Source organism: Streptococcus himalayensis, from assembly GCF_001708305.1.
GTDB lineage: Bacteria > Bacillota > Bacilli > Lactobacillales > Streptococcaceae > Streptococcus > Streptococcus himalayensis.
In genome coordinates, this window is record NZ_CP016953.1 from 844481 (window position 1) to 865605 (window position 21125).

Consider the following 21125-nt stretch of genomic DNA (forward strand, 5'->3'; position numbering starts at 1 on the left):
AGAAAATGGATAATAAAACTACAGCAAAAGAAATATTAAAATATGTCGGTGGTGCAGAAAATGTAAAGTCTGCTCAACATTGTGCAACTCGGTTACGCATCATTACTAAAAACCAAGATTTAGTAGATGTAAAAGCTATTGAAAATCTGGATAAGGTAAAAGGTAGTTTTTATAATTCAGGGCAATATCAAATTATCCTTGGGACAGGACTTGTTGATAAAGTTTATGAAGAATTTATGCCTCTAATTGGACAAGCAATGACTGCTAAAGTTGACGATGAGTTAGCTGAACCAGAAAAACTGACCTTTAGACGAGCAATTCGTATATTTGGTGATGTCTTTGTGCCAATTATTCCTGTTCTGGTTGCCACAGGTTTATTTATGGGATTACGTGGGCTCTTGACACAGGAAGCAGTTCTTGGTGTTTTTGGATTGACACCAGCTGATGTACCAGTTCAATTAATTCAATTTACTCAAATATTGACAGATACAGCTTTTGCATTTTTACCTGCACTTGTAGCTTGGTCTACATTCAATATCTTTGGTGGAACACCTATCCTTGGGATGGTATTGGGCTTGATGTTGGTTAACTCTATCTTGCCGAATGCTTATGCGGTCGGGTCAGGAGAAGCTGAGCCAATGATCTTCTTTGGATTTATTAAGGTTGTCGGTTACCAAGCATCTGTATTGCCTGCCTTTATGACTGCAGTTGTTACAACTAAGATTGAAAAATGGCTAAAAAAGACTATTCCAGATTCTCTTGATTTAATCTTACGTCCATTCTTGACACTCTTAAGTGGTTTGGCCTTAGGTTTGTTTATCATCGGCCCTGTTTTCCATGAGATTGAAGTTTACGTTCTTGCAGCTGTAGAATTCTTGTTAACTTTACCATTTGGTCTTGGAGGCTTGATTTATGGTTCCTTTGGACAACTACTTGGTATTTTAGGAATCCATCATATTCTGAGTCTTCTCGAAATCAATATGCTTGCGAAAGACGGATGGAACTTACTAAATCCTGTTGGGACATGTGGTAACGTTGCTCAAGCAGGAGCTGTTCTAGCAATTGCAATTAAGACAGTTTCAAACAAAATGAAACAGGTAGCCTATCCATCTGCCTTATCGGCAGCTCTTGGGATTACTGAACCTGCAGTCTTTGGTGTTACATTACGTCTTGGAAAACCATTTATTATGTCAATGATTGGTGGTGGTATCGGAGGATTCTTCGCATCAATCTTCCAACTTAAAGCAACAGGATTGGGATTGACAGGTATTCCTGGAACACTTCTGTACTTGAATGAACAATTACCACTTTATATCCTAACAAACTTGATTGCATTTGCATCTGCATTTGCTCTAACTTGGATGTTTGGTTATAAAAAAGATGAAGTTTTGTAGAATATCAAGTAGCAATTAAAGATACTATCAAACTGCTATAAATTTAATTTGAGTGCACTTCTCGATTTACTAAGTTCGAGAAGTGCTTTGCATTCAGAAATGAATTGTCCAATTAGGACAATTTTTCAATATTTCCCGAGTCAACCTCTATACTTTTCCTTGGGAGAAAGATTGATGTACCGACGTCTAAGGGATTTGAGAGAAGACAATGATTTCACTCAAAAATACGTTGCCGAAAAACTTTCGTTTACTCACTCTGCTTATGCAAAAATTGAGAGAGGAGAACGTATCTTAACGGCATAAGTAATAATAAAACTTTCAAATCTATATAATGTCAGTACAGATTATTTGTTAGGGCAAACTGACTTTCCCCATCGAATTAAGAATAATTTAAAATATTCCCTCCTGATTTGTTCATTGACAATTGAATAATTCTAGGTGGGACTTTTTCTACCATTTGTCAAGCATCCCAAGGTTTTAAAGCGAAAATATTTTGAGGACAATCGCTAAATGTCGGTTATTGCCCTCTTTTTCTGTGCTAAGGAGCGATAAAAGTGTACACAAAAGGAACACCTTATCTAGCCTTTTTAAAAATAAGGTGTTAGAATAGTATGGCATACTCACTTTACTGATTTTGGGTTGAAGTATAATCGTAAAGTTTGTTATGCGTTATGAGGTAATACATTGTCCTTATGAGACGATGTATAGAGGCAATCGTGTGTGGTTTAGTTGAAGTCATCTGCGATTGTCTTTTTCGTTTCTCATAGAAATCTGCGATATGGCAGGGATTCGTGTGACTAGCTGCAGCGATGTTGTGAATGCATTTGAAGAGAATCTTTCTGGCATAAGGATTGCCGCGTTTGGTGATGTGTTCCTTGGCTAAGAAGTTCCCAGATTCATAATGTCTCAGATCAATCCCAATAAAGGCGTTGATTTGATTGGCAGACTGAAAACGGCGAATGTCCCCAAGCTCGCCAATGATAGATGTCGCTGTGGTTTCCGCTATTTCAGGAATAGAGAGAAGGATCTCATATTCAGGAAAAGGTTTGGCTAGAGTTACCATTTCGTCCAGAACAGCTTGTCTGCGTTCAGATAATCTTAACAGTTCTTGTGCATAGTAACGGACCTCTTCAATGACTGGAGCGGTTTTCTTGACTGCACAGTAGGACTGTTTAACGAGTGATGTCATTTTCAATACTCAACGTCTAGTGTCCCACATACTTTGATAACATTCTCTCTAAAACAGGTGTCTTGCCAGTTTTTATTACGACGTCAAGCGTCAAAAACTCCCACGACTTAACAAGACACCTCTACTTTAACATAAAGAAAAAGTAGTGAGTACTCTCTCCCGTCGGAGATTTCCTCACTACTAATCTTAGTATGTTTTTGATGCGTGAAGGAGTAGAATAAGGGTGTCTATTAGATAAGGTAGGAAAAGGAGGTGTTGACACGAATAAAATTACAAAAACGTTACAAATATTTCAAAAATGTGTTGAAAAACAACATAATTTGTATTATAATATAGTTAAAGAAAGCGAGGAAAAACTTATGAAAAATAAAGTAATGGTATCAATGTTTACATTGGCTTCTGTCTCTATTTTATTGACCGCTTGCGGACAAAAAACAGAGAAGCAAAGCTCTTCTAGCTCATCAACGGTAGAGCAAAGTACGAAAACAAGTGAGAGCAAAGCAAGTAAGTCAAAAACTTCTACAAAGTCTGAGATGAAAGATTCAGCTACAAAGGCTAGTTCAGACACAGCAACTCCTGCGGAAAAAATGCCAAGTGCTAGTGCGAGCCAAGAAAAGACAGAAGAAGCATCATCAGCTCCAACGTCCTCAGAAAGTACAATTGATCTCAATGCACTGGTAAACGGAGATTTTTCAAGTATTGCAGGGACATGGCAAAATGACGTAGGAAGTTCCATTATCTTTGACGCCAATGGCGTGACATCTGTAGTGACAAAAAATGTCTATACGGGCGAGACATATTCTAGTGATTCAGTGCCATTGGATAGTCCTAGAGTAGATGAACGTGGCTGGTTTGTCGTTGGTTTGGGACAAGGTATGGGGAGTGAACCTCTTATGGTCATCCCTCGAGGTGTAACATTTATGATGGATAATGTGACACGAAATCAAGATGTGATCCAAATTGGAACAGATGCAGCTTATGCTACCTATCATCCTTATTATAAAATCAACTAAATAATCAATATGTTTAGACAAGCTTTATGTTTGTTTCAAAGTGAAGCAAGAGAGCATGCAAGGACATGCCGTGACAGAAGGTGTCTATATAGGATCTTACGGACTTCTATTTGAAGATGATTCAGAGAATGCTTCAGCAGCCTGGGCTGTGAATGTGGTACCAGCAGGCGTAGCGAGCTCTTACTTTAAGATTGTACGAGATCAAGATGCCATTTATATGGGACAAGGTGTGGACATGGAGAACCACCCTTACTATCGAGCAAATTAAAAAGCAATCAGCATGAAGGAACAGGATTCATGCTGATTTTTTAATTTGATAGTGCTTGTAGCGTGTTATGGGATTAGGAAAGGAAATTTCTATCAATGCATTCTATGAATAGGGAATTACTTTTGTTAAAAATATTTCAAAAAAATTACAAATATTTCAAAAATGTGTTGACAAATAACAGTATTAATATTATAATAACAGCAAAGAAAGTGAGGTAAAACACATGACAAAGAAAACAATCCTATCCGCAGTGACATTAGCTTCTGTGGCCCTATTATTGACGGCTTGCGGACAAAAAGCGACAGAATCAAATTCTTCGAGTTCATCAAGGATTGAGCAGAGTATGGCGAAAAGTAAGGATAAAAAATCAAGTCAATCTAGCTCATCTGAAATGATGAAAAATAAAAAAGAAAATGCCCAAGATACAGATATGAAAGCAAGCGCATCTTCTTCGGAACAAGAGGGAGCGTCAGCTGAAGAAACAGCGGCTCAATCTTCAAAGCAAACCCAAGAAACAGGAAAAGGGGGCTATGAAGCAAAGGATGGTGGCACATTGCCTTTATTTGAAGAGACTCCTGTCTATACTGCTATGGATAAGGGGAAAGGTGCAGGCTTTACGCTTCCAGCTGGTGAGGTGAACTGGGATCAGTATGTGCAAGGAAATGGAGATTACTGGTATAGCTATGTAGGAAATGACGGTGTTCGGTATTACATCGCTTATTCAGATGTAGAGCACTGATAGTCACAGTAGAGAAAACAGTGGGAAGGAATGACTTTCTTGCTGTTTTTCAATACTATGGGGAATATGTGGTATAATATCAGTAAAAAGGATAAGGTTTTCTATGGATAAAGAGGTATTTGCAAAACGAATCAAAAACTTACGAGTAGAAAAAGGACTGACTAAGGAAGAACTGTGCCAAGATGAAGAGCACTTATCCGTCCGTCAGTTGACAAGGCTCGAGACAGGCAAATCACAGCCTACTTTAGCCACCTTAGAATACTTGTCTGAAGCCTTTGGTGTGAGTGTTGCTTATCTTTTGGGGAAAGAGGAGGTTTCGTTGCCTCAAGAGTATCAAAACCTAAAATATCAATTCATTCGAACGAGTAGTTATAGCAATCCTGAAGTTTGGACAGAAATGGAAGAACTACTGGATAAGTTATTGGAATTTTATGAAGATTTGCCAGCAGAGGAACAGTTAGCAGTGGATATTTTGCAATCTCAGCTTTATACTTTCACTTCTCAAGGTGAAAAATTTGGCTTATCCTTATTGGAAGAATACTTACCACATTTGTTGGAGAAAAGAGAATATACTTTAAATGATTTATTGCTAATACAATTGTATGGTTTGCATATTGAAGCCGAGGATTCCATAAAAGAAACATTTGACATTGAATTATTAAGAAGTATTACCAAAAAGTTGTTGGAAGCTTATGAAACAACATCTGAAGATTATTTGTTTTTGTTGAGAGATTTGCTCATTATTCCTCTCTATGTTGAAAGTTTACGCAAGGAATTTCGGTATTCATCACAGGCCTTGACAATGCTTAGAGAAATCATGGAGGAAACACAGGACTTTCAAAAGAAACCGATTCTCTTAATGCTGGAGTGGAAGTATGCTTTATTTGCCCAGAAAGATCGGGATGCAGCTGTAGGACTATACCGAGATGCCAAGACTCTGGCTCAACTATTTGGCAATCCTTTTTTAGTCGGAAAATTAGAAGAAGAGTGGGAACAGGATACTGGTATCCGTTCACAAGACTGAACAGGACATCCGTGTCCTGTTTTTTTGATGGGTGAAGGAGTAGAATAAGGGTGTCTATTAGATAATACTCAATAAAAATCAAAATTAGTATTTTTACTCCTCTCTTATACGGTTCAGATATAAATCACCTATTTTTTTATTACTGTCCATTCCATTTGCTGAAAGAGTATCCTGATTAACTCATTTAGCCTTCTACATTTTAAGGTTAAAATAAATATGTTTAGATAAAATGACTATTTTTGAAATTAAATGAGTATAAGGTTTTAAAAGAAAAGGGAGGTGTTGATACGAAGAAAGTTACAAAAACATTACAAATGTTTCGAAAATGTGTTGAAAAACAACATAATTTGTATTATAATATAGTTAAAGAAAGCGAGGAAAAACTTATGAAAAATAAAGTAATGGTATCAATGTTTACATTGGCTTCTATCTCTATTTTATTGACCGCTTGCGGACAAAAAACAGAGAAGCAAAGCTCTTCTAGCTCATCAACGGTAGAGCAAAGTACGAAAACAAGTGAGAGCAAAGCAAGTAAGTCAAAAACTGCTACAAAGTCTGAGATGAAAGATTCAGCTACAAAGGCTAGTTCAGACACAGCAACTCCTGCGGAAAAAATGCCAAGTGCTAGTGCGAGCCAAGAAAAGACAGAAGAAGCATCATCAGCTCCAACGTCCTCAGAAAGTACAATTGATCTCAATGCACTGGTAAACGGAGATTTTTCAAGTATTGCAGGGACATGGCAAAATGACGTAGGAAGTTCCATTACCTTTGACGCCAATGGCGTGACATCTGTAGTGACAAAAAATGTCTATACGGGCGAGACATATTCTAGTGATTCAGTGCCATTGGATAGTCCTAGAGTAGATGAACGTGGCTGGTTTGTCGTTGGTTTGGGACAAGGTATGGGGAGTGAACCTCTTATGGTCATCCCTCGAGGTGTAACATTTATGATGGATAATGTGACACGAAATCAAGATGTGATCCAAATTGGAACGGATGCAGCTTATGCTACCTATCATCCTTATTATAAAATCAACTAAATAATCAATATGTTTAGACAAGACTTTATGTTTGTTTCAAAGTGAAGCAAGAGGGCATGCAAGGATATACCGTGACAGAGGGTGTCTATGTTGGATCTTACGGACTTCTATTTGAAGATGATTCAGAGAATGCTTCAGCAGCCTGGGCTGTGAATGTAGTACCAGCAGGCGTAGCGAGCTCTTACTTTAAGGTTGTACGAGGTCAAGATGCCGATATGGAGGACCACCCTTGCTATCAAATTAAAAATCATCACGAAGGAACAGGCTTCATGATGATTTTTTAATTTGATAGTGCTTGGTAGCGTGTTATGGGATTAGGAAAGGAAATTTCTATCAATGCATTCTATGGGTAAGCAATATCTTTGGTTAAAAATATTTCAAAAACGTGTTTATAAACAATATTAATATTATAATAATGGCGAAGAAAGCGAGATAAAACACATGACAAAGAAAACAATCCTATCCGTAGTGACATTAGCTTCTGTGACCTATTATTGACGGTTTGCGGAAAAAAGCGACAGAATCAAATTCTTCGAGTTCATCAAGGATTGAGCAGAGTATGGCGAAAAGTAAGGATAAAAAATCAAGTCAATCTAGCTCATCTGAAATGATGAAAAATAAAAAAGAAAATGCCCAAGATACAGATATGAAAGCAAGCGCATCTTCTTCGGAACAAGAGGGAGCGTCAGCTGAAGAAACAGCGGCTCAATCTTCAAAGCAAACCCAAGAAACAGGAAAAGGGGGCTATGAAGCAAAGGATGGTGGCACATTGCCTTTATTTGAAGAGACTCCTGTCTATACTGCTATGGATAAGGGGAAAGGTGCAGGCTTTACGCTTCCAGCTGGTGAGGTGAACTGGGATCAGTATGTGCAAGGAAATGGAGATTACTGGTATAGCTATGTAGGAAATGACGGTGTTCGGTATTACATCGCTTATTCAGATGTAGAGCACTGATAGTCACAGTAGAGAAAACAGTGGGAAGGAATGACTTTCTTGCTGTTTTTCAATACTATGGGGAATATGTGGTATAATATCAGTAAAAAGGATAAGGTTTTCTATGGATAAAGAGGTATTTGCAAAACGAATCAAAAACTTACGAGTAGAAAAAGGACTGACTAAGGAAGAACTGTGCCAAGATGAAGAGCACTTATCCGTCCGTCAGTTGACAAGGCTCGAGACAGGCAAATCACAGCCTACTTTAGCCACCTTAGAATACTTGTCTGAAGCCTTTGATGTGAGTGTTGCCTATCTTTTGGGGAAAGAGGAGGTTTCGTTGCCTCAAGAGTATCAAAACCTCAAATATCAATTTATTCGAACTACGAGCTATGGGAATCCTGAAGTTTGGGCAGAAATGGAAGAATTACTGGATAAACTAATGGGATACTATGATAATTTACCTGAGAAAGAACAGATGATAATTGATATTTTACAGTCAGGATTCTATACTTATATCTCTCCAAATCAAGTTTTTGGAAAAGAAATTCTTTATCGTTATCGCAATGAATTAATAACAGAAGAAAGCTATACATTGAGGCATTTATTGGTACTCAATCTATATTTTCTTCAGTTAGATGAGGAAGATATCATTCAAACTCACTTTGATATTGATTTATTTTACAGTTTGTCACAAAAGTTACTGGAAATGAAACCGAATATTGCCCAAGACTATCTATTTTTATTGAGGGATGTACTGATTATGATTCCTTGTGTTGAAAGTTTACGCAAGGAATTTCGGTATTCATCACAGGCCTTGACAATGCTTAGAGAAATCATGGAGGAAACACAGGATTTTCAAAAGAAACCGATTCTCTTAATGCTGGAGTGGAAGTATGCTTTATTTGCCCAGAAAGATCGGGATACAGCTGTAGGACTATATCGAGATGCCAAGACCCTGGCTCAACTATTTGGCAATCCTTTTTTAGTCGGAAAATTAGAAGAAGAGTGGGAACAGGATACTGGTATCCGTTCACAAGACTGAACAGGACATCCGTGTCCTGTTTTTTTGATGCGTGAAGGAGTAGAATAAGGGTGTCTATTAGATAAGGTATGAAAAGGGAGGTGTTGATACGAATAAAGTTACAAAAACATTTCGAATGTTTCAAAAATGTGTTGAAAAACAACATATAGTTACAGAAAGCGAGGAAAAACTTATGAAAAATAAAGTAATGGTATCAATGTTTACGTTGGCTTCTGTCTCTATTTTATTGACCGCTTGCGGACAAAAAACAGAGAAGCAAAGCTCTTCTAGCTCATCAACGGTAGAGCAAAGTGCAAAAACAAGTGAGAGTAAAGCAAGTAAGTCAAAAACTGCTACAAAGTCTGAGATGAAAGATTCAGCTACTAAGGCTAGTTCAGAGACCGCAGCAACTCCTACAGAAAAAATGCCAAGTGCTAGTGCGAGCCAAGAAAAGACAGAAGAAGCATCATCAGTTCCAACGTCCTCAGAAAGTACAATAGATGTCAATGCTCTTCTCAATGGAGACTATTCAAGTATTGCAGGAACATGGAAAAATGCTGAAGGAAATATTGTCACCTTTGATGCGAGCGGTCCAGTGTCCTCTAGCTTTGCTGGTGATAAAAAAGTGAAGCGAGAAGACATGAAGGGAATAAATGTGATAGATGGCGTCTATGTTGGTTCTTATGGGCTTTTGTTTGATGATGGTGAGGCTCACACTTCCGTAGCTTGGGCAGTCAATGTGGTTCCAGCTGGTGTTGCAAGTTCTTACTTTAAGGTTGTACGAGATCAAGATGCCATTTATATGGGGCAAGGTGCCGATATGGATAACGATCCATATTACAGAATGAACTGATAGTAGCAATCTTTTAAAGGAGAGTGTATGATTATTTTAACGAAAACGGTCGCCTACTCTCTTCCACACGCTGTTACGACTCCTCTTCACAACGTTTCTTGTCAGGTTGTTGCCTACTACAAAGTCTATCGCTTTATGGGGATTTATATTGAAAATCCGACAGATCAAGACCAGATATATCGTATTTTTGAAAAGGATACCTTGCTTGGTTTTGCCTTTGTGGAAACTCATGACAGCCGTCTCTACTTTTTTGATAAACAAATGATACTCCAGCCCGAAGATGTTTATTTGGAAGAACATCTCGAAGAATACATCTATGAAGATTAATCAGAAGTCAGCTTCTTGCTGGCTTTTTTGTATGGGTCACGATCAGTCTGAGCTAGAGAGCTTCTAGCAAGTTCTCGAAAAATGATGGTTTTTATGGTAAAATGGAAGAACATAGAAAGACAAGGGAAAGCAAGAATGACAGATAAGTTTCAATTACTGATGAATCAGCTGGATATGCCACTTGAACTCCAAAAGTCAAGGGCCTTTTTGCATGCGGAGATTGAACAGGTTCTGGTCCATAAGGTTAGTCGGATTTGGGAGTTTCGCTTTGTGTTTGCAGAAATTTTGCCGATTGAGATTTTCAGAGAGTTAAAGGAGCGGCTCGAGAGTCAGTTTTCAAAGACCGGCAATCGTGCGATTTTTTCCATTCGTGCAAAGAGTGATGCACTAACTCCAGATTTGCTTCAAGCTTATTATCATGAGGCTTTTCAAGAGGGGCCTTGTGCGAGTCAGGGGTTTCGAAGTCTTTATCAGGATTTAAAAGTAGATTTGAAAGAAGGGAAGCTCTTAATCGAAGGGCCGTCAACCATTGATACGGAACATTTTAGAAAAACGCATCTGCCAAATCTGACGAAACAACTGGAGCAGTTTGGTTTTCCGCATTTGGTTTGCCAAGTGGTGGCAAATGACCAGCTAACCCAGCAGCAGGTGGCCGCATTTGAGGCAGAAAAAGAAAAAATTCAAAAAGCAGCTAATGAAGAGACTTTAGAAGCCATGGCTGCTCTTGAGAAGATGGCACCACCAGTGGAGGAGAAGCCAAGCTTTACACCAGAGTTTACCAATCGCAAACCTGCCGCACCTAAGTTGGATAAGGCTGAAATTACACCGATGAGTGAAATTCAGACAGAGGAAAATCGCATTGTCTTTGAAGGTTTGGTGTTTGATGTGGAGCAAAAGATTACACGGACTGGCCGTGTGTTAATTCTCTTTAAAATGACCGATTACACGTCTAGCTTTGTCCTTCAAAAATGGGTCAAGAATGAAGAAGAAGCTAAGAAATTTGACATGATTAAGAAACATTCTTGGCTGCGAGTGCGGGGGAATATCGAGATGAACAATTTCACCCGTGATTTGACCATGAATGTGCAGGATATCCAAGAAGTTGTTCACTATGAACGCAAGGACCTCATGCCAGAAGGGGAAAAGCGGGTCGAGTTTCATGCCCATACCAATATGTCTATGATGGACGCCTTGCCTGAGGTGGAGGAGATTGTAGCGACGGCTGCGAAATGGGGACACAAGGCAGTAGCAATCACAGATCATGGCAATGTGCAGAGTTTTCCACATGGGTATAAGGCGGCGAAAAAAGCAGGTATTCAGCTGATTTATGGTATGGAAGCCAACATCGTTGAGGATCGGGTGCCGATAACCTATCATGAAGTGGATATGGAGCTGAGCGAGGCGACTTATGTGGTCTTTGACGTGGAGACGACGGGTCTTTCTGCGGTCTATAACAAGCTCATTCAGGTCGCGGCCAGCAAGATGTACAAGGGCAATGTCATCGCTGAGTTTGATGAATTTATCAATCCAGGCCATCCCTTGAGTGCTTTTACGACAGATTTGACGGGGATTACAGATGACCATGTGAAAAATGCTAAGCCGTTAGAGGAAGTCTTGCGGAAGTTTCAAGAGTTTTGCGAGGGGAGTGTCCTTGTCGCCCACAATGCGACCTTTGACGTCGGTTTTATGAATGTCAATTACGAACGGCATGGTTTGCCGACGATTACTCAGCCAGTTATCGATACCTTGGAATTCGCTAGAAACCTCTATCCAGACTTCAAACGGCATGGTCTAGGACCCTTAACCAAGCGTTTCCAAGTTGCCTTGGAGCACCACCACATGGCCAATTACGATGCGGAAGCTACGGGACGTTTGCTCTTTATCTTTTTGCGTGATGTGGCAGAAAAATATGGAGTGACCAATCTCAAAGATTTAAATACGGACTTGGTCGATGAAAATTCCTACAAAAAAGCCCGAGTTAAGCATGCGACGATTTATGTGAAAAATCAAACGGGCTTAAAAAATATGTTCAAATTAGTAAGCTTATCCAATACCAAGTATTTTGAAGGGGTACCGAGAATTCCTAGAACGGTGCTAGACCAGTATCGCGAAGGGCTGATTTTGGGTTCTGCCTGCTCAGAAGGTGAAGTGTTTGATGCAGTGGTATCAAAGGGGGTGGATGCGGCTGTTGAGGTCGCCAAGTACTACGATTTTATCGAAGTCATGCCACCGGCCATTTATGCTCCTTTGATTGCCAAGGAGCAGATCAAGGATGAGCAAGAAGTCCACACGATTATTCAGAGCTTGATTGAAGTGGGAAATCGCTTAGGCAAACCCGTTCTTGCGACAGGGAATGTACACTATATCGAGCCAGAAGAAGAGATTTATCGAGAAATAATCGTACGCAGTCTTGGTCAAGGGGCGACGATTAACTGGACCATTGGCCATGGGGAAAATGCCCAACCAGCTCCCTTGCCCAAAGCACATTTTCGAACGACGAATGAAATGTTGGATGAATTTGCCTTTTTAGGCGAAGACTTGGCTCGAAAAATCGTCATTACCAATCCGAACGATTTGGCAGATACGTTTGAACCCATCGAGGTAGTCAAAGGCGATCTTTATACTCCCTTTATTGAAAAAGCTGAGGAAACCGTTGCTGAGCTGACCTATCAAAAGGCCTTTGAAATCTACGGCAATCCCTTGCCAGACATTGTGGATTTACGGATTGAAAAGGAATTGACTTCGATATTGGGAAATGGCTTTGCTGTGATTTATCTGGCTTCCCAGATGTTGGTGCAACGCTCCAACGAACGGGGGTATCTCGTTGGTTCTCGGGGGTCGGTTGGTTCCAGCTTTGTGGCGACCATGATTGGGATTACAGAGGTGAACCCTCTCTCGCCTCACTATGTCTGCAAACACTGCCAATATAGTGAGTTCATCACGGACGGTTCTTACGGTTCGGGATTTGACATGCCGAATAAAAACTGTCCAACTTGTGGAGAATTGCTCTCTAAAAATGGGCAGGATATTCCTTTTGAGACCTTCCTTGGTTTTGATGGGGATAAGGTGCCAGATATTGATTTGAACTTTTCTGGGGAAGACCAACCGAGTGCTCATCTGGATGTTCGAGATATTTTTGGTAGTGAATACGCCTTTCGGGCAGGAACAGTAGGTACGGTAGCGGCAAAAACAGCCTATGGATTTGTCAAGGGCTATGAGCGTGATTACAATAAATTCTACCGAGATGCGGAAGTCGAACGTCTGGCTCAAGGTGCCGCGGGAGTGAAACGAACGACTGGTCAGCACCCAGGAGGAATTGTTGTTATTCCAAATTACATGGATGTTTATGATTTCACCCCTGTCCAATATCCAGCTGATGATGTGACAGCCGAATGGCAGACAACCCACTTTAACTTCCATGATATTGACGAAAACGTCTTGAAACTAGATGTTCTCGGACACGATGACCCGACCATGATTCGAAAACTCCAAGACCTCTCAGGGATTGATCCCAATGAAATTCCGATGGATGACGAAGGTGTCATGGCCCTCTTTTCTGGAACAGAGGTTTTGGGGGTGACAGCTGAGCAAATCGGGACTTCGACAGGCATGCTGGGAATTCCAGAGTTTGGAACCAACTTTGTCCGAGGGATGGTCGATGAAACTCATCCAACGACTTTTGCAGAATTACTTCAGTTATCGGGACTTTCTCACGGAACGGATGTGTGGCTCGGCAATGCCCAGGATTTAATCAAGCAAGGGATTGCAGACCTATCAACCGTAATCGGCTGTCGGGATGATATCATGGTTTACCTCATGCATGCCGGCCTAGCTCCTAAGATGGCCTTTAACATCATGGAGCGAGTGCGAAAAGGCATGTGGCTTAAGATTTCTGAGGAGGAGCGCAATGGCTACATTGCTGCGATGAGGGAAAATAAGGTTCCGGAATGGTACATCGAATCCTGTGGAAAAATCAAGTACATGTTCCCCAAAGCCCATGCGGCGGCCTATGTAATGATGGCGTTGCGCGTGGCCTATTTTAAGGTTCACCATCCGATTTATTATTACTGTGCTTATTTCTCCATTCGTGCCAAGGCTTTTGATGTCAAGACCATGGGAAGTGGGCTGGAGGCCGTCAAACGTCGCATGGCAGAAATTGCAGAAAAACGTAAGAATAATGAAGCCAGTAACGTAGAAATTGACCTTTATACGACCCTTGAAATTGTCAATGAGATGTTGGAACGTGGCTTCAAATTTGGGAAGATTGACCTCTATCGCAGCCATGCAACGGAGTTTTTGATTGAAGGAGATACCTTGATTCCACCGTTTTCTGCGATGGATGGCTTGGGTGAAAACGTAGCTCGCCAAGTGGTTCGTGCCAGAGAAGAAGGAGAATTTCTTTCCAAAACAGAATTACGCAAACGAGGGGGCTTGTCTGTGACCCTTGTTGAAAAAATGAACGAGATGGGGATTCTGGGTGATTTACCAGAGGATAACCAACTCAGCTTGTTTGATGATTTTTTCTAGAAAGTAATGCTCGTCAACAATTAAAATCTGAGGTTGTTCACTCTCTAGCGTAACCTCTCGTCGTGCCTTAATTTTTTAGGGTGCAAGCTAGGCTAATCAGATTGTGAGTTTGATAGAGTAAAAGAAAAAATTGAAGCCTCTAGTCTATAAAATAAGACTTTCAAACAAGCCATTCAATGGTCTATTGCATTAGTGCGGTAAGGGTAAGCTTGTCTTGAAAAAAAGTTTTTTCCACCATAAAAAAAGAAAATAGGAGAATAGATGAAAAAGAGAAATCCTTTTGTGATTTTATTGAGTTTTTTAGGGATATTTATTTTGGCGGCCTTTGTGTGGATGTTGATTTTTAGCACATTCACACCAGCGGGCTTTCCAGAAGATCAGACTTGGGAACCTTTTCCGTTTGCCATCCCGAGTTTAGCCATGCTGACAACGATTATCTTGATAGTGAGCTTGCAGTACAATCATCTGCGGTTTTTAGAGCAACGTTTGGAGAATAGTAAGAGCAATATCACCATTTATGAAGAGCGAAATAAGCAGCTCTTAGACAAGGCCAATCGTTTTGTCGATAAGCACCAAGACCGTGAAAAGGAGACCATTGTTGATGTGGCGAAGGTTTCTGGCAAGGAATACCAAAAAGAGGTTAAGCACCATCTGAAGGGCTCAACCATTGAGTCATCGGCAGAATTTGGTCAATTTTTGGAAGAGATGCCTGATTTGTTGGCAAATAAAAATGTGGAACGTTTGTTGCAAGAGATTTTCAATACTGAAAATAATCTAGCCCAGTTCCGTTTTACCTACAACCAAGATGTGGAAAATTTTAATGTACAGTTGCATGAATTTCCGACAAATCTGGTCGCAAAATTGTGTAAGATAAAACCTAAGGACTACTACGTCCTCTCTGTGGATGAAGAATTCACAGATGATATGTTAGGAATTTAAGAAGTAAACAGAAAAAGGAGACAAAAATGGTATTACCAAACTTTAAAGAAAACTTAGCAAAATATGCAAAATTATTGATTTCCAATGGAATCAATGTTCAAGAAGGTCATACAGTGGTTCTGTCCATTGATGTAGACCAAGCAGAATTGGCACGTCTCTTGGTCAAGGAAGCGTATGCTCACGGGGCTCATGAGGTGATCTTACAGTGGGCAGATGATGTGATTAAACGTGAAAACATGTTGCACATGCCTTTGGAGCGATTGGAAACAGTCCCTGATTACCGTATCGCAGAAATGAATTACTGGATGGACAAGAAAGCAAGTCGTCTGGGCGTTCGTTCGGCTGATCCAGATGCCTTAGCAGGAGTAGATGCGGATAAATTAGCCAAGGCCACGCGTGCGATGAGTTTAGCCTATAAACCTCTTAGCATTGCAACACAAGCCAATAAAGTCAGCTGGACAGTAGCTGCAGCGGCAGGAACTGCTTGGGCCAAGAAGGTCTTTCCAAATGCTGCTTCAGATGAGGAAGCAGTGGACTTACTTTGGGATCAAATTTTCAAAACTTGTCGCGTCTATGAAGAAGATCCTGTTGCTGCTTGGAAGGCTCATGAGGAGACCTTGAGTGCAAAAGCAAAAATCTTGAACGAAGAGCAATTTGACGCCCTACACTACACAGCACCAGGGACTGATTTGACCCTTGGTATGCCGAAAAACCATGTCTGGGAAAGTGCAGGCAGCCTCAACGCTCAAGGAGAGTATTTCATTGCCAATATGCCGACAGAGGAAGTCTTTTCTGCACCAGATTATCGTCGTGCGGATGGCTATGTGACATCAACCAAACCTCTCAGCTACAACGGCAACATTATCGAGGGCATTAAAGTGACCTTTAAGGATGGCGAAATCATCGATGTTACGGCTGAAAAAGGCGATGAAGTCATGAAAAAATTAGTCTTTGAAAATACGGGTGCACGAAGTCTTGGAGAAGTAGCTTTGGTCCCAGATAAGAGCCCGATTTCTCAGTCTGGCATTACCTTTTTTAACACTTTGTTCGATGAAAATGCGTCCAACCACTTGGCGATTGGGGCAGCTTATGCAACTAGTGTCAAAGGTGGGGAAAATTTTGGTAGTGAAGAAGCCCTAAAAGAGGCAGGGCTTAATCGTTCGGATGTTCATGTTGACTTTATGATTGGCTCCAATCAGATGAATGTTGACGGAATTCGTGCGGATGGCACGGTCGTGCCAATTTTCCGTAATGGTGATTGGGCGATTTAAAAGAGAGGTAAAAGATGATAGGAAGCATGTTGATTGGGTGGTTGATTGCCTTTTTGGCAGCTGCCATCACAAATCGTGGAGAGCGTATGGGCTGTATCGGAAAAATCTTGCTCGGTTGGGCGGGAGCTTGGATCGGCCAACTCCTCTTTGGTTACTGGGGTCCGCAAATGGCAGGTACCGCTATTGTACCGTCAATTTTGGGGGCTATGTTACTACTCGCTCTTTTTTGGCGGCGAGAACGTTGATGAAAAAGGCTAGACCAAGTGGAATTACCGGTTGAGGTAATGATTGCCTGCGGTTTTCCAAAAGGGGACAAATTAGAATTTCTTGCCCAGAAAACGACAGAGTTAGGTGCAAGTCAGCTCTGACCCTGGACCTAATAAGTCTAGAATTCCAGTGGAAGCTGTAGATGGCAATGGAAATAAGGCATACGGTGAGGTTCTTGAACTGGGTCACACTCATAAGCGACCTGTTAGTGCGACTTCATCCAAGGAAGGAGGTTAGCATGAGAGATTCACTATTTGATAAAACTCACTTTGATAGTTTATATAACCATTATAATGAAAAAATTAGTAATTTAGAAGATTCCATATGTCAGGACACAGTTAAAGATAAAGTTCGTAAAATAGCTCCAATACGACTATTCAATTGGAAGTTCCAACAGCTCAAAATTATGTACTCAAGAGGAGACTCTCTAGATGATATAAAGCAAGCTTATTTAAAATTGTTTGATGATTTTATAGATATTTTCACTCCTGATATTAATATTGACATTCAACATTTCGTTGCGTTAGGTGTGTTACTTAATATTCCTAAAGAAAAGTTGACCTTACTAAATAAGATTAAGGATAATAGAAATATCATAGATGGATTTATTGCCTTATGTTTGTCAGAGTATCAGATTTTGTCCAAAGTTGATTTAGAAGATTTTTTAGAAAATTATGATAGCTTGTTTAATATTTATAATTCATCTACTTTAGATAAGAAAGAAAAAACAATGGACTATTTACAAAATTGGTATAATAAAATGAGAGGAACATATTTTTGGGGCTCACACAAAGATACAGGTTTTTTATATACTGGATATTGGTCCTTTGAAGTTGCTGCACTGGTAAAAATACTCAAGATACCCGATGATTCTTTCAAAGACCATAAATATTATCCTTATGATTTAGTACATTTTGCGACTTTCTTAGATGGTTCGAACGCAAACTAGCTATTTTTTATGCCTGTATTTTTCATCTACTAAAAAATCATCCTATTAGACTTACTGAAACTGTTTCATTTTTAAACAAATATAATCATGCATACATCTGATGTGACCCACAAAAGTTAGACCAAAATCTAACAATAAAGAGGTCGGCACAATCGAATGGCTATTTTTGAAATTACATGAGTATTAAAGACGTTCAAAAAATTATTTCAAAAACCGATTACTTTGCAACCTGTTTTTTATGAGAATACTTCAGAAATATTAGGTGTATTTCCTATTCGAGATTCTGACGATAAGCTATTATTACCAAAATATCCTGAAAAACTTTATCAAGTTGATGGAAAGCAGGTAGGTAAAATCCATATTCTTTTTATTAATTCGAGTGATGAAACTGTTATCTCAGAAGTACCATTTAGACAGGGATTAAAAATACTGTCTAGTAAGATTGTTAAAGAAACTGACATTGAGATTGTTATCCATCCATTAATCAAATAGATTTACGTCAATTATTGACATATTTTTGAGAAGGAATTTAAAAATATATTAACATGAATAGATAAAATCGTAATCAATGTGGTGAAAATTACTTTTTGCAAGTAAAATATCTGTGAAAGATGTCAATAAACTAGTGATGCTATTTACTTCTTGCAATTCTATCTATTATTTTTGAGTTATTTTAATAATAAAATGTTAGAAAAATAGTAGCTGAAACTTGCACCAAGGATAGATATTATACATGGGATAGAACTCTCTACAAGCATTACTGTGATAACTGTTTGCCAGCTTATCTATGAAATGTTTTTCCGGTGTTCTAGTTGATTAGCTTTGCATTCTGTAGAGATGTGCCAAATCTATTTGGCTAATATTTTCAAGTTCTATCAAATAACGATGAAGGATGTCCATGCTATGTTCCAAGAAGGAGAGCATGCTCTTTACATTGGATAGCCTACTTATTGCTACTGTCGTATCTTCTCGCGAACTGTGAAAGAATTCAATCAAAAGCACAGTAGGCAGTTGGAAGATGTTGTTATATAAGTACAAAGTTCCTCATTCAGGAATGCTCTAGCTAAGATAGCTTTTTCTATTTTAGGATTTTCAGGATAAGAGCACCGATAGTCACACACTCTGTTTAGGCAGAGTTTTTTATTCTTGTCAAACGGAGAAAAATTCGGTAACATAGAACTATTATTTTTTAGAAGGAGCACCGTATGAAGTTTGGAAAACGGCATTATCGTCCTCAAGTAGATAGTCGGGATTGTGGGGTTGCCTCACTTGCTATGGTCTTTGGTTTTTATGGTTCCAGATACTCTCTTGCCAGTCTTCGTGAAATGGCAAAGACTACTATGGAAGGCACGACTGCCTTTGGCTTGGTCAAGGTCGCTCAAGAGCTTGGCTTTGAAACACGTGCTCTTAAGGCAGATATGACCCTCTTTGACATGGAAGATTTGACCTATCCCTTTATTGCCCATGTGCTCAAAGAAGGTAAACTTCTTCATTATTACGTCGTGATTGGCCAAGACAAAAAATCCATTCATATTGCTGATCCAGACCCTGCCGTTAAAATCACCAAACTCCCTCGCAAACGATTTGAAGAAGAATGGACAGGGGTCACCATCTTTCTTGCTCCAACACCTGAATACAAACCACACAAAGAGAAGAAAAATGGGCTTCTCTCTTTCTTGCCGATTCTTACCAAACAAAGAGGGTTGATTACCAATATCATTCTTGCTACCTTTCTAGTCACTCTCATCAATATTGTCGGCTCTTACTATCTTCAATCCATTATTGATACCTATGTGCCGGATCAGATGAAAAATACCTTGGGAATGATTTCGCTAGGGCTTGTCATCGTCTATATCTTGCAACAGGTGCTCGCCTATGCTCAGGACTATCTGCTCTTGATTTTGGGGCAACGTTTGTCGATTGATGTGATTCTATCTTATATCAAACATGTCTTTCATCTACCCATGTCCTTTTTTGCGACTCGTAGGACTGGGGAGATTGTTTCCCGTTTTACCGACGCAAATAGTATCATTGACGCTCTAGCCTCTACTATCTTATCCATATTTCTGGACGTTTCAACGGTGCTCATTATCTCAGTCGTTCTTTTCTCCCAAAACATCCATCTCTTCTTTATCAGTCTCTTGGCCTTGCCTATTTACTCCGTTATCATCTTTGCCTTTATGAAACCTTTTGAAAATATGAATCGAGATACTATGGAAGCTAATGCCGTGCTCTCCTCTTCTATCATCGAGGATATTAACGGAATTGAAACCATTAAATCCTTGACCAGCGAGAGTCATCGCTATCAAAAGATTGATAAGGAATTTGTCGATTATCTCAAAAAATCCTTTGCTTATAGCCGAGCGGAGAGCCAACAGAAGGCTCTGAAAAAAGTAGCTCAGCTCCTTTTAAATGTTGCTATTCTTTGGATGGGAGCGATTCTGGTCATGGATAATCAAATGACCTTAGGGCAGCTGATTACTTACAATACCTTACTCATTTACTTTACCAATCCATTAGAAAATATCATCAATCTCCAAACCAAACTCCAGACTGCCCAAGTGGCTAATAATCGCTTGAATGAGGTCTATTTGGTGGAGTCCGAATTTGCCGATAAAAAGACTGTGCAAGACCTGAGTATGGTGGCTGGAGATATTGATTTTAAAGATGTCAGCTATAAATACGGCTATGGGAAAGATGTCTTATCTGATATCAATTTATCTATCAAACACGGCAGTAAGGTTGCCTTTGTTGGCATTTCTGGCTCTGGGAAAACAACCTTAGCCAAAATGATTGTGAATTTCTACGATCCTTCAAAGGGAGAAATTACACTCAACAATATCAACCTCAATCAGATTGACAAGCATGCGCTACGGCAACATATCAACTATCTGCCCCAACAGCCTTATGTTTTTAATGGAACCATTTTAGACAATCTGCTCCTAGGGGCGAAAGAAGGAACAACGCAAGAAGACATTCTACGAGCAGTTGAACTAGCTGAGATTCGAGCAGATATTGAGCGTATGCCCCTCAATTACCAAACAGAATTGACTTCAGATGGGGCAGGGATTTCTGGTGGTCAACGACAACGGATTGCCCTGGCACGTGCTCTTTTGACCGATGCTCCTGTATTGATTCTTGATGAGGCGACCAGTAGCCTCGACATTCTGACTGAAAAACGGATTGTCGATAATCTCATGGCTCTAGATAAGACACTCATCTTTATTGCACACCGTTTGACCATTGCCGAGCGAACAGAACATGTAGTGGTGCTCAATCAAGGACAAATTATCGAACAAGGAACTCACCAAGAACTCTTGGCGAAAAATGGTTTTTATGCCAACTTGGTCAATAGCTAGAAAGGAGA

General features: G+C 39.9%; 17 protein-coding genes and 3 pseudogenes. 19 read left to right on the plus strand and 1 reads right to left on the minus strand.

All coding sequences use genetic code 11. The features are described from left to right. Window positions 1-5: 5 nt before the first annotated feature. Both BFM96_RS04080 and BFM96_RS04085 read left to right on the plus strand, forming a co-directional pair. The gene (locus BFM96_RS04080; protein WP_068990668.1) at window positions 6-1394 is read left to right on the plus strand and encodes a PTS transporter subunit EIIC; all 1389 of its coding nucleotides are present in this window, start codon (window positions 6-8) and stop codon (window positions 1392-1394) included. Between the two features lie 174 nt (window positions 1395-1568). Then, window positions 1569-1826: pseudogene (locus BFM96_RS04085) on the plus strand (helix-turn-helix domain-containing protein). A gap of 193 nt (window positions 1827-2019) precedes the next feature. On the opposite strand, the pseudogene BFM96_RS04090 reads toward BFM96_RS04085, so the two are convergent. After that, window positions 2020-2574 (minus strand): annotated as a pseudogene (locus BFM96_RS04090) (transposase); the annotation flags it as partial. 368 nt (window positions 2575-2942) lie between these two features. Here BFM96_RS04090 and BFM96_RS04095 point away from each other — a divergent pair. The 17 genes and pseudogenes from BFM96_RS04095 to comA all read left to right on the plus strand — a co-directional run bounded on the left by BFM96_RS04095 (window position 2943) and on the right by comA (window position 21117). After that, window positions 2943-3596: a DUF6287 domain-containing protein gene (locus BFM96_RS04095; RefSeq protein ID WP_068990670.1), complete on the plus strand. Its 654-nt coding sequence runs from the start codon at window positions 2943-2945 to the stop codon at window positions 3594-3596. Between the two features lie 55 nt (window positions 3597-3651). Beyond that, window positions 3652-3864, plus strand: a complete 213-nt coding sequence (locus BFM96_RS04100; protein WP_068990673.1) for a hypothetical protein — start codon at window positions 3652-3654, stop codon at window positions 3862-3864. A 223-nt stretch (window positions 3865-4087) separates the two neighbouring features. Next, complete coding sequence (locus tag BFM96_RS04105; protein ID WP_068990676.1) at window positions 4088-4603, plus strand: hypothetical protein; 516 nt, start codon at window positions 4088-4090, stop codon at window positions 4601-4603. Between the two features lie 103 nt (window positions 4604-4706). Then, the gene (locus BFM96_RS04110; RefSeq protein ID WP_068990678.1) at window positions 4707-5627 is read left to right on the plus strand and encodes a helix-turn-helix domain-containing protein; all 921 of its coding nucleotides are present in this window, start codon (window positions 4707-4709) and stop codon (window positions 5625-5627) included. A gap of 386 nt (window positions 5628-6013) precedes the next feature. Beyond that, the gene (locus BFM96_RS04115) at window positions 6014-6667 is read left to right on the plus strand and encodes a DUF6287 domain-containing protein (RefSeq protein ID WP_068990682.1); all 654 of its coding nucleotides are present in this window, start codon (window positions 6014-6016) and stop codon (window positions 6665-6667) included. 56 nt (window positions 6668-6723) lie between these two features. After that, complete coding sequence (locus tag BFM96_RS04120; protein ID WP_068990683.1) at window positions 6724-6951, plus strand: hypothetical protein; 228 nt, start codon at window positions 6724-6726, stop codon at window positions 6949-6951. Window positions 6952-7226: 275 nt separating this feature from the next. Continuing rightward, window positions 7227-7622, plus strand: a complete 396-nt coding sequence (locus tag BFM96_RS04125; protein WP_083201740.1) for a hypothetical protein — start codon at window positions 7227-7229, stop codon at window positions 7620-7622. A gap of 103 nt (window positions 7623-7725) precedes the next feature. Then, complete coding sequence (locus BFM96_RS04130) at window positions 7726-8646, plus strand: helix-turn-helix domain-containing protein (protein WP_068990686.1); 921 nt, start codon at window positions 7726-7728, stop codon at window positions 8644-8646. Window positions 8647-8818: 172 nt separating this feature from the next. Beyond that, complete coding sequence (locus BFM96_RS04135; RefSeq protein ID WP_145939707.1) at window positions 8819-9478, plus strand: DUF6287 domain-containing protein; 660 nt, start codon at window positions 8819-8821, stop codon at window positions 9476-9478. Between the two features lie 27 nt (window positions 9479-9505). Continuing rightward, window positions 9506-9805, plus strand: coding sequence for a hypothetical protein (locus BFM96_RS04140; protein ID WP_068990691.1), 300 nt, complete (start codon window positions 9506-9508; stop codon window positions 9803-9805). A gap of 135 nt (window positions 9806-9940) precedes the next feature. Beyond that, the gene (locus BFM96_RS04145; protein ID WP_068990695.1) at window positions 9941-14332 is read left to right on the plus strand and encodes a PolC-type DNA polymerase III; all 4392 of its coding nucleotides are present in this window, start codon (window positions 9941-9943) and stop codon (window positions 14330-14332) included. A 261-nt stretch (window positions 14333-14593) separates the two neighbouring features. Then, window positions 14594-15271 carry a LemA family protein gene (locus tag BFM96_RS04150; protein ID WP_068990697.1) on the plus strand — a complete coding sequence of 226 codons (678 nt, stop codon included), beginning with the start codon at window positions 14594-14596 and terminating at the stop codon, window positions 15269-15271. A 26-nt stretch (window positions 15272-15297) separates the two neighbouring features. Then, window positions 15298-16542, plus strand: coding sequence for an aminopeptidase (locus BFM96_RS04155; protein WP_068990700.1), 1245 nt, complete (start codon window positions 15298-15300; stop codon window positions 16540-16542). 14 nt (window positions 16543-16556) lie between these two features. Continuing rightward, entirely contained in the window at window positions 16557-16787 is a 231-nt protein-coding gene (locus BFM96_RS04160; RefSeq protein ID WP_068990704.1) for a GlsB/YeaQ/YmgE family stress response membrane protein, read from the plus strand. Window positions 16788-16799: 12 nt separating this feature from the next. After that, a pseudogene (locus tag BFM96_RS10810) lies at window positions 16800-16907 on the plus strand (16S rRNA (uracil(1498)-N(3))-methyltransferase); the annotation flags it as partial. 140 nt (window positions 16908-17047) lie between these two features. Continuing rightward, window positions 17048-17758 (plus strand): PoNe immunity protein domain-containing protein, encoded by a 711-nt coding sequence (locus tag BFM96_RS04165; protein ID WP_068990706.1) that lies wholly within the window; start codon window positions 17048-17050, stop codon window positions 17756-17758. Window positions 17759-18963: 1205 nt separating this feature from the next. Further along, the gene (comA, locus tag BFM96_RS04175; RefSeq protein WP_068990713.1) at window positions 18964-21117 is read left to right on the plus strand and encodes a peptide cleavage/export ABC transporter ComA; all 2154 of its coding nucleotides are present in this window, start codon (window positions 18964-18966) and stop codon (window positions 21115-21117) included. The last annotated feature ends 8 nt before the right edge of the window (window positions 21118-21125 follow it).

What these genes read in the sequence shown, in the direction of transcription:
- BFM96_RS04140 (WP_068990691.1), top strand. Translation starts at nt 9,506, where the DNA reads ATGATTATTTTAACGAAAACGGTCGCCTACTCTCTTCCACACGCTGTT.
- BFM96_RS04100 (WP_068990673.1), top strand. Translation starts at nt 3,652, where the DNA reads ATGCAAGGACATGCCGTGACAGAAGGTGTCTATATAGGATCTTACGGA.
- BFM96_RS04130 (WP_068990686.1), top strand. Translation starts at nt 7,726, where the DNA reads ATGGATAAAGAGGTATTTGCAAAACGAATCAAAAACTTACGAGTAGAA.
- BFM96_RS04155 (WP_068990700.1), top strand. Translation starts at nt 15,298, where the DNA reads ATGGTATTACCAAACTTTAAAGAAAACTTAGCAAAATATGCAAAATTA.
- BFM96_RS04160 (WP_068990704.1), top strand. Translation starts at nt 16,557, where the DNA reads ATGATAGGAAGCATGTTGATTGGGTGGTTGATTGCCTTTTTGGCAGCT.
- BFM96_RS04115 (WP_068990682.1), top strand. Translation starts at nt 6,014, where the DNA reads ATGAAAAATAAAGTAATGGTATCAATGTTTACATTGGCTTCTATCTCT.
- BFM96_RS04135 (WP_145939707.1), top strand. Translation starts at nt 8,819, where the DNA reads ATGAAAAATAAAGTAATGGTATCAATGTTTACGTTGGCTTCTGTCTCT.
- BFM96_RS04145 (WP_068990695.1), top strand. Translation starts at nt 9,941, where the DNA reads ATGACAGATAAGTTTCAATTACTGATGAATCAGCTGGATATGCCACTT.
- BFM96_RS04125 (WP_083201740.1), top strand. Translation starts at nt 7,227, where the DNA reads ATGGCGAAAAGTAAGGATAAAAAATCAAGTCAATCTAGCTCATCTGAA.
- BFM96_RS04105 (WP_068990676.1), top strand. Translation starts at nt 4,088, where the DNA reads ATGACAAAGAAAACAATCCTATCCGCAGTGACATTAGCTTCTGTGGCC.
- BFM96_RS04150 (WP_068990697.1), top strand. Translation starts at nt 14,594, where the DNA reads ATGAAAAAGAGAAATCCTTTTGTGATTTTATTGAGTTTTTTAGGGATA.
- BFM96_RS04165 (WP_068990706.1), top strand. Translation starts at nt 17,048, where the DNA reads ATGAGAGATTCACTATTTGATAAAACTCACTTTGATAGTTTATATAAC.
- BFM96_RS04095 (WP_068990670.1), top strand. Translation starts at nt 2,943, where the DNA reads ATGAAAAATAAAGTAATGGTATCAATGTTTACATTGGCTTCTGTCTCT.
- BFM96_RS04080 (WP_068990668.1), top strand. Translation starts at nt 6, where the DNA reads ATGGATAATAAAACTACAGCAAAAGAAATATTAAAATATGTCGGTGGT.
- BFM96_RS04120 (WP_068990683.1), top strand. Translation starts at nt 6,724, where the DNA reads ATGCAAGGATATACCGTGACAGAGGGTGTCTATGTTGGATCTTACGGA.
- comA (WP_068990713.1), top strand. Translation starts at nt 18,964, where the DNA reads ATGAAGTTTGGAAAACGGCATTATCGTCCTCAAGTAGATAGTCGGGAT.
- BFM96_RS04110 (WP_068990678.1), top strand. Translation starts at nt 4,707, where the DNA reads ATGGATAAAGAGGTATTTGCAAAACGAATCAAAAACTTACGAGTAGAA.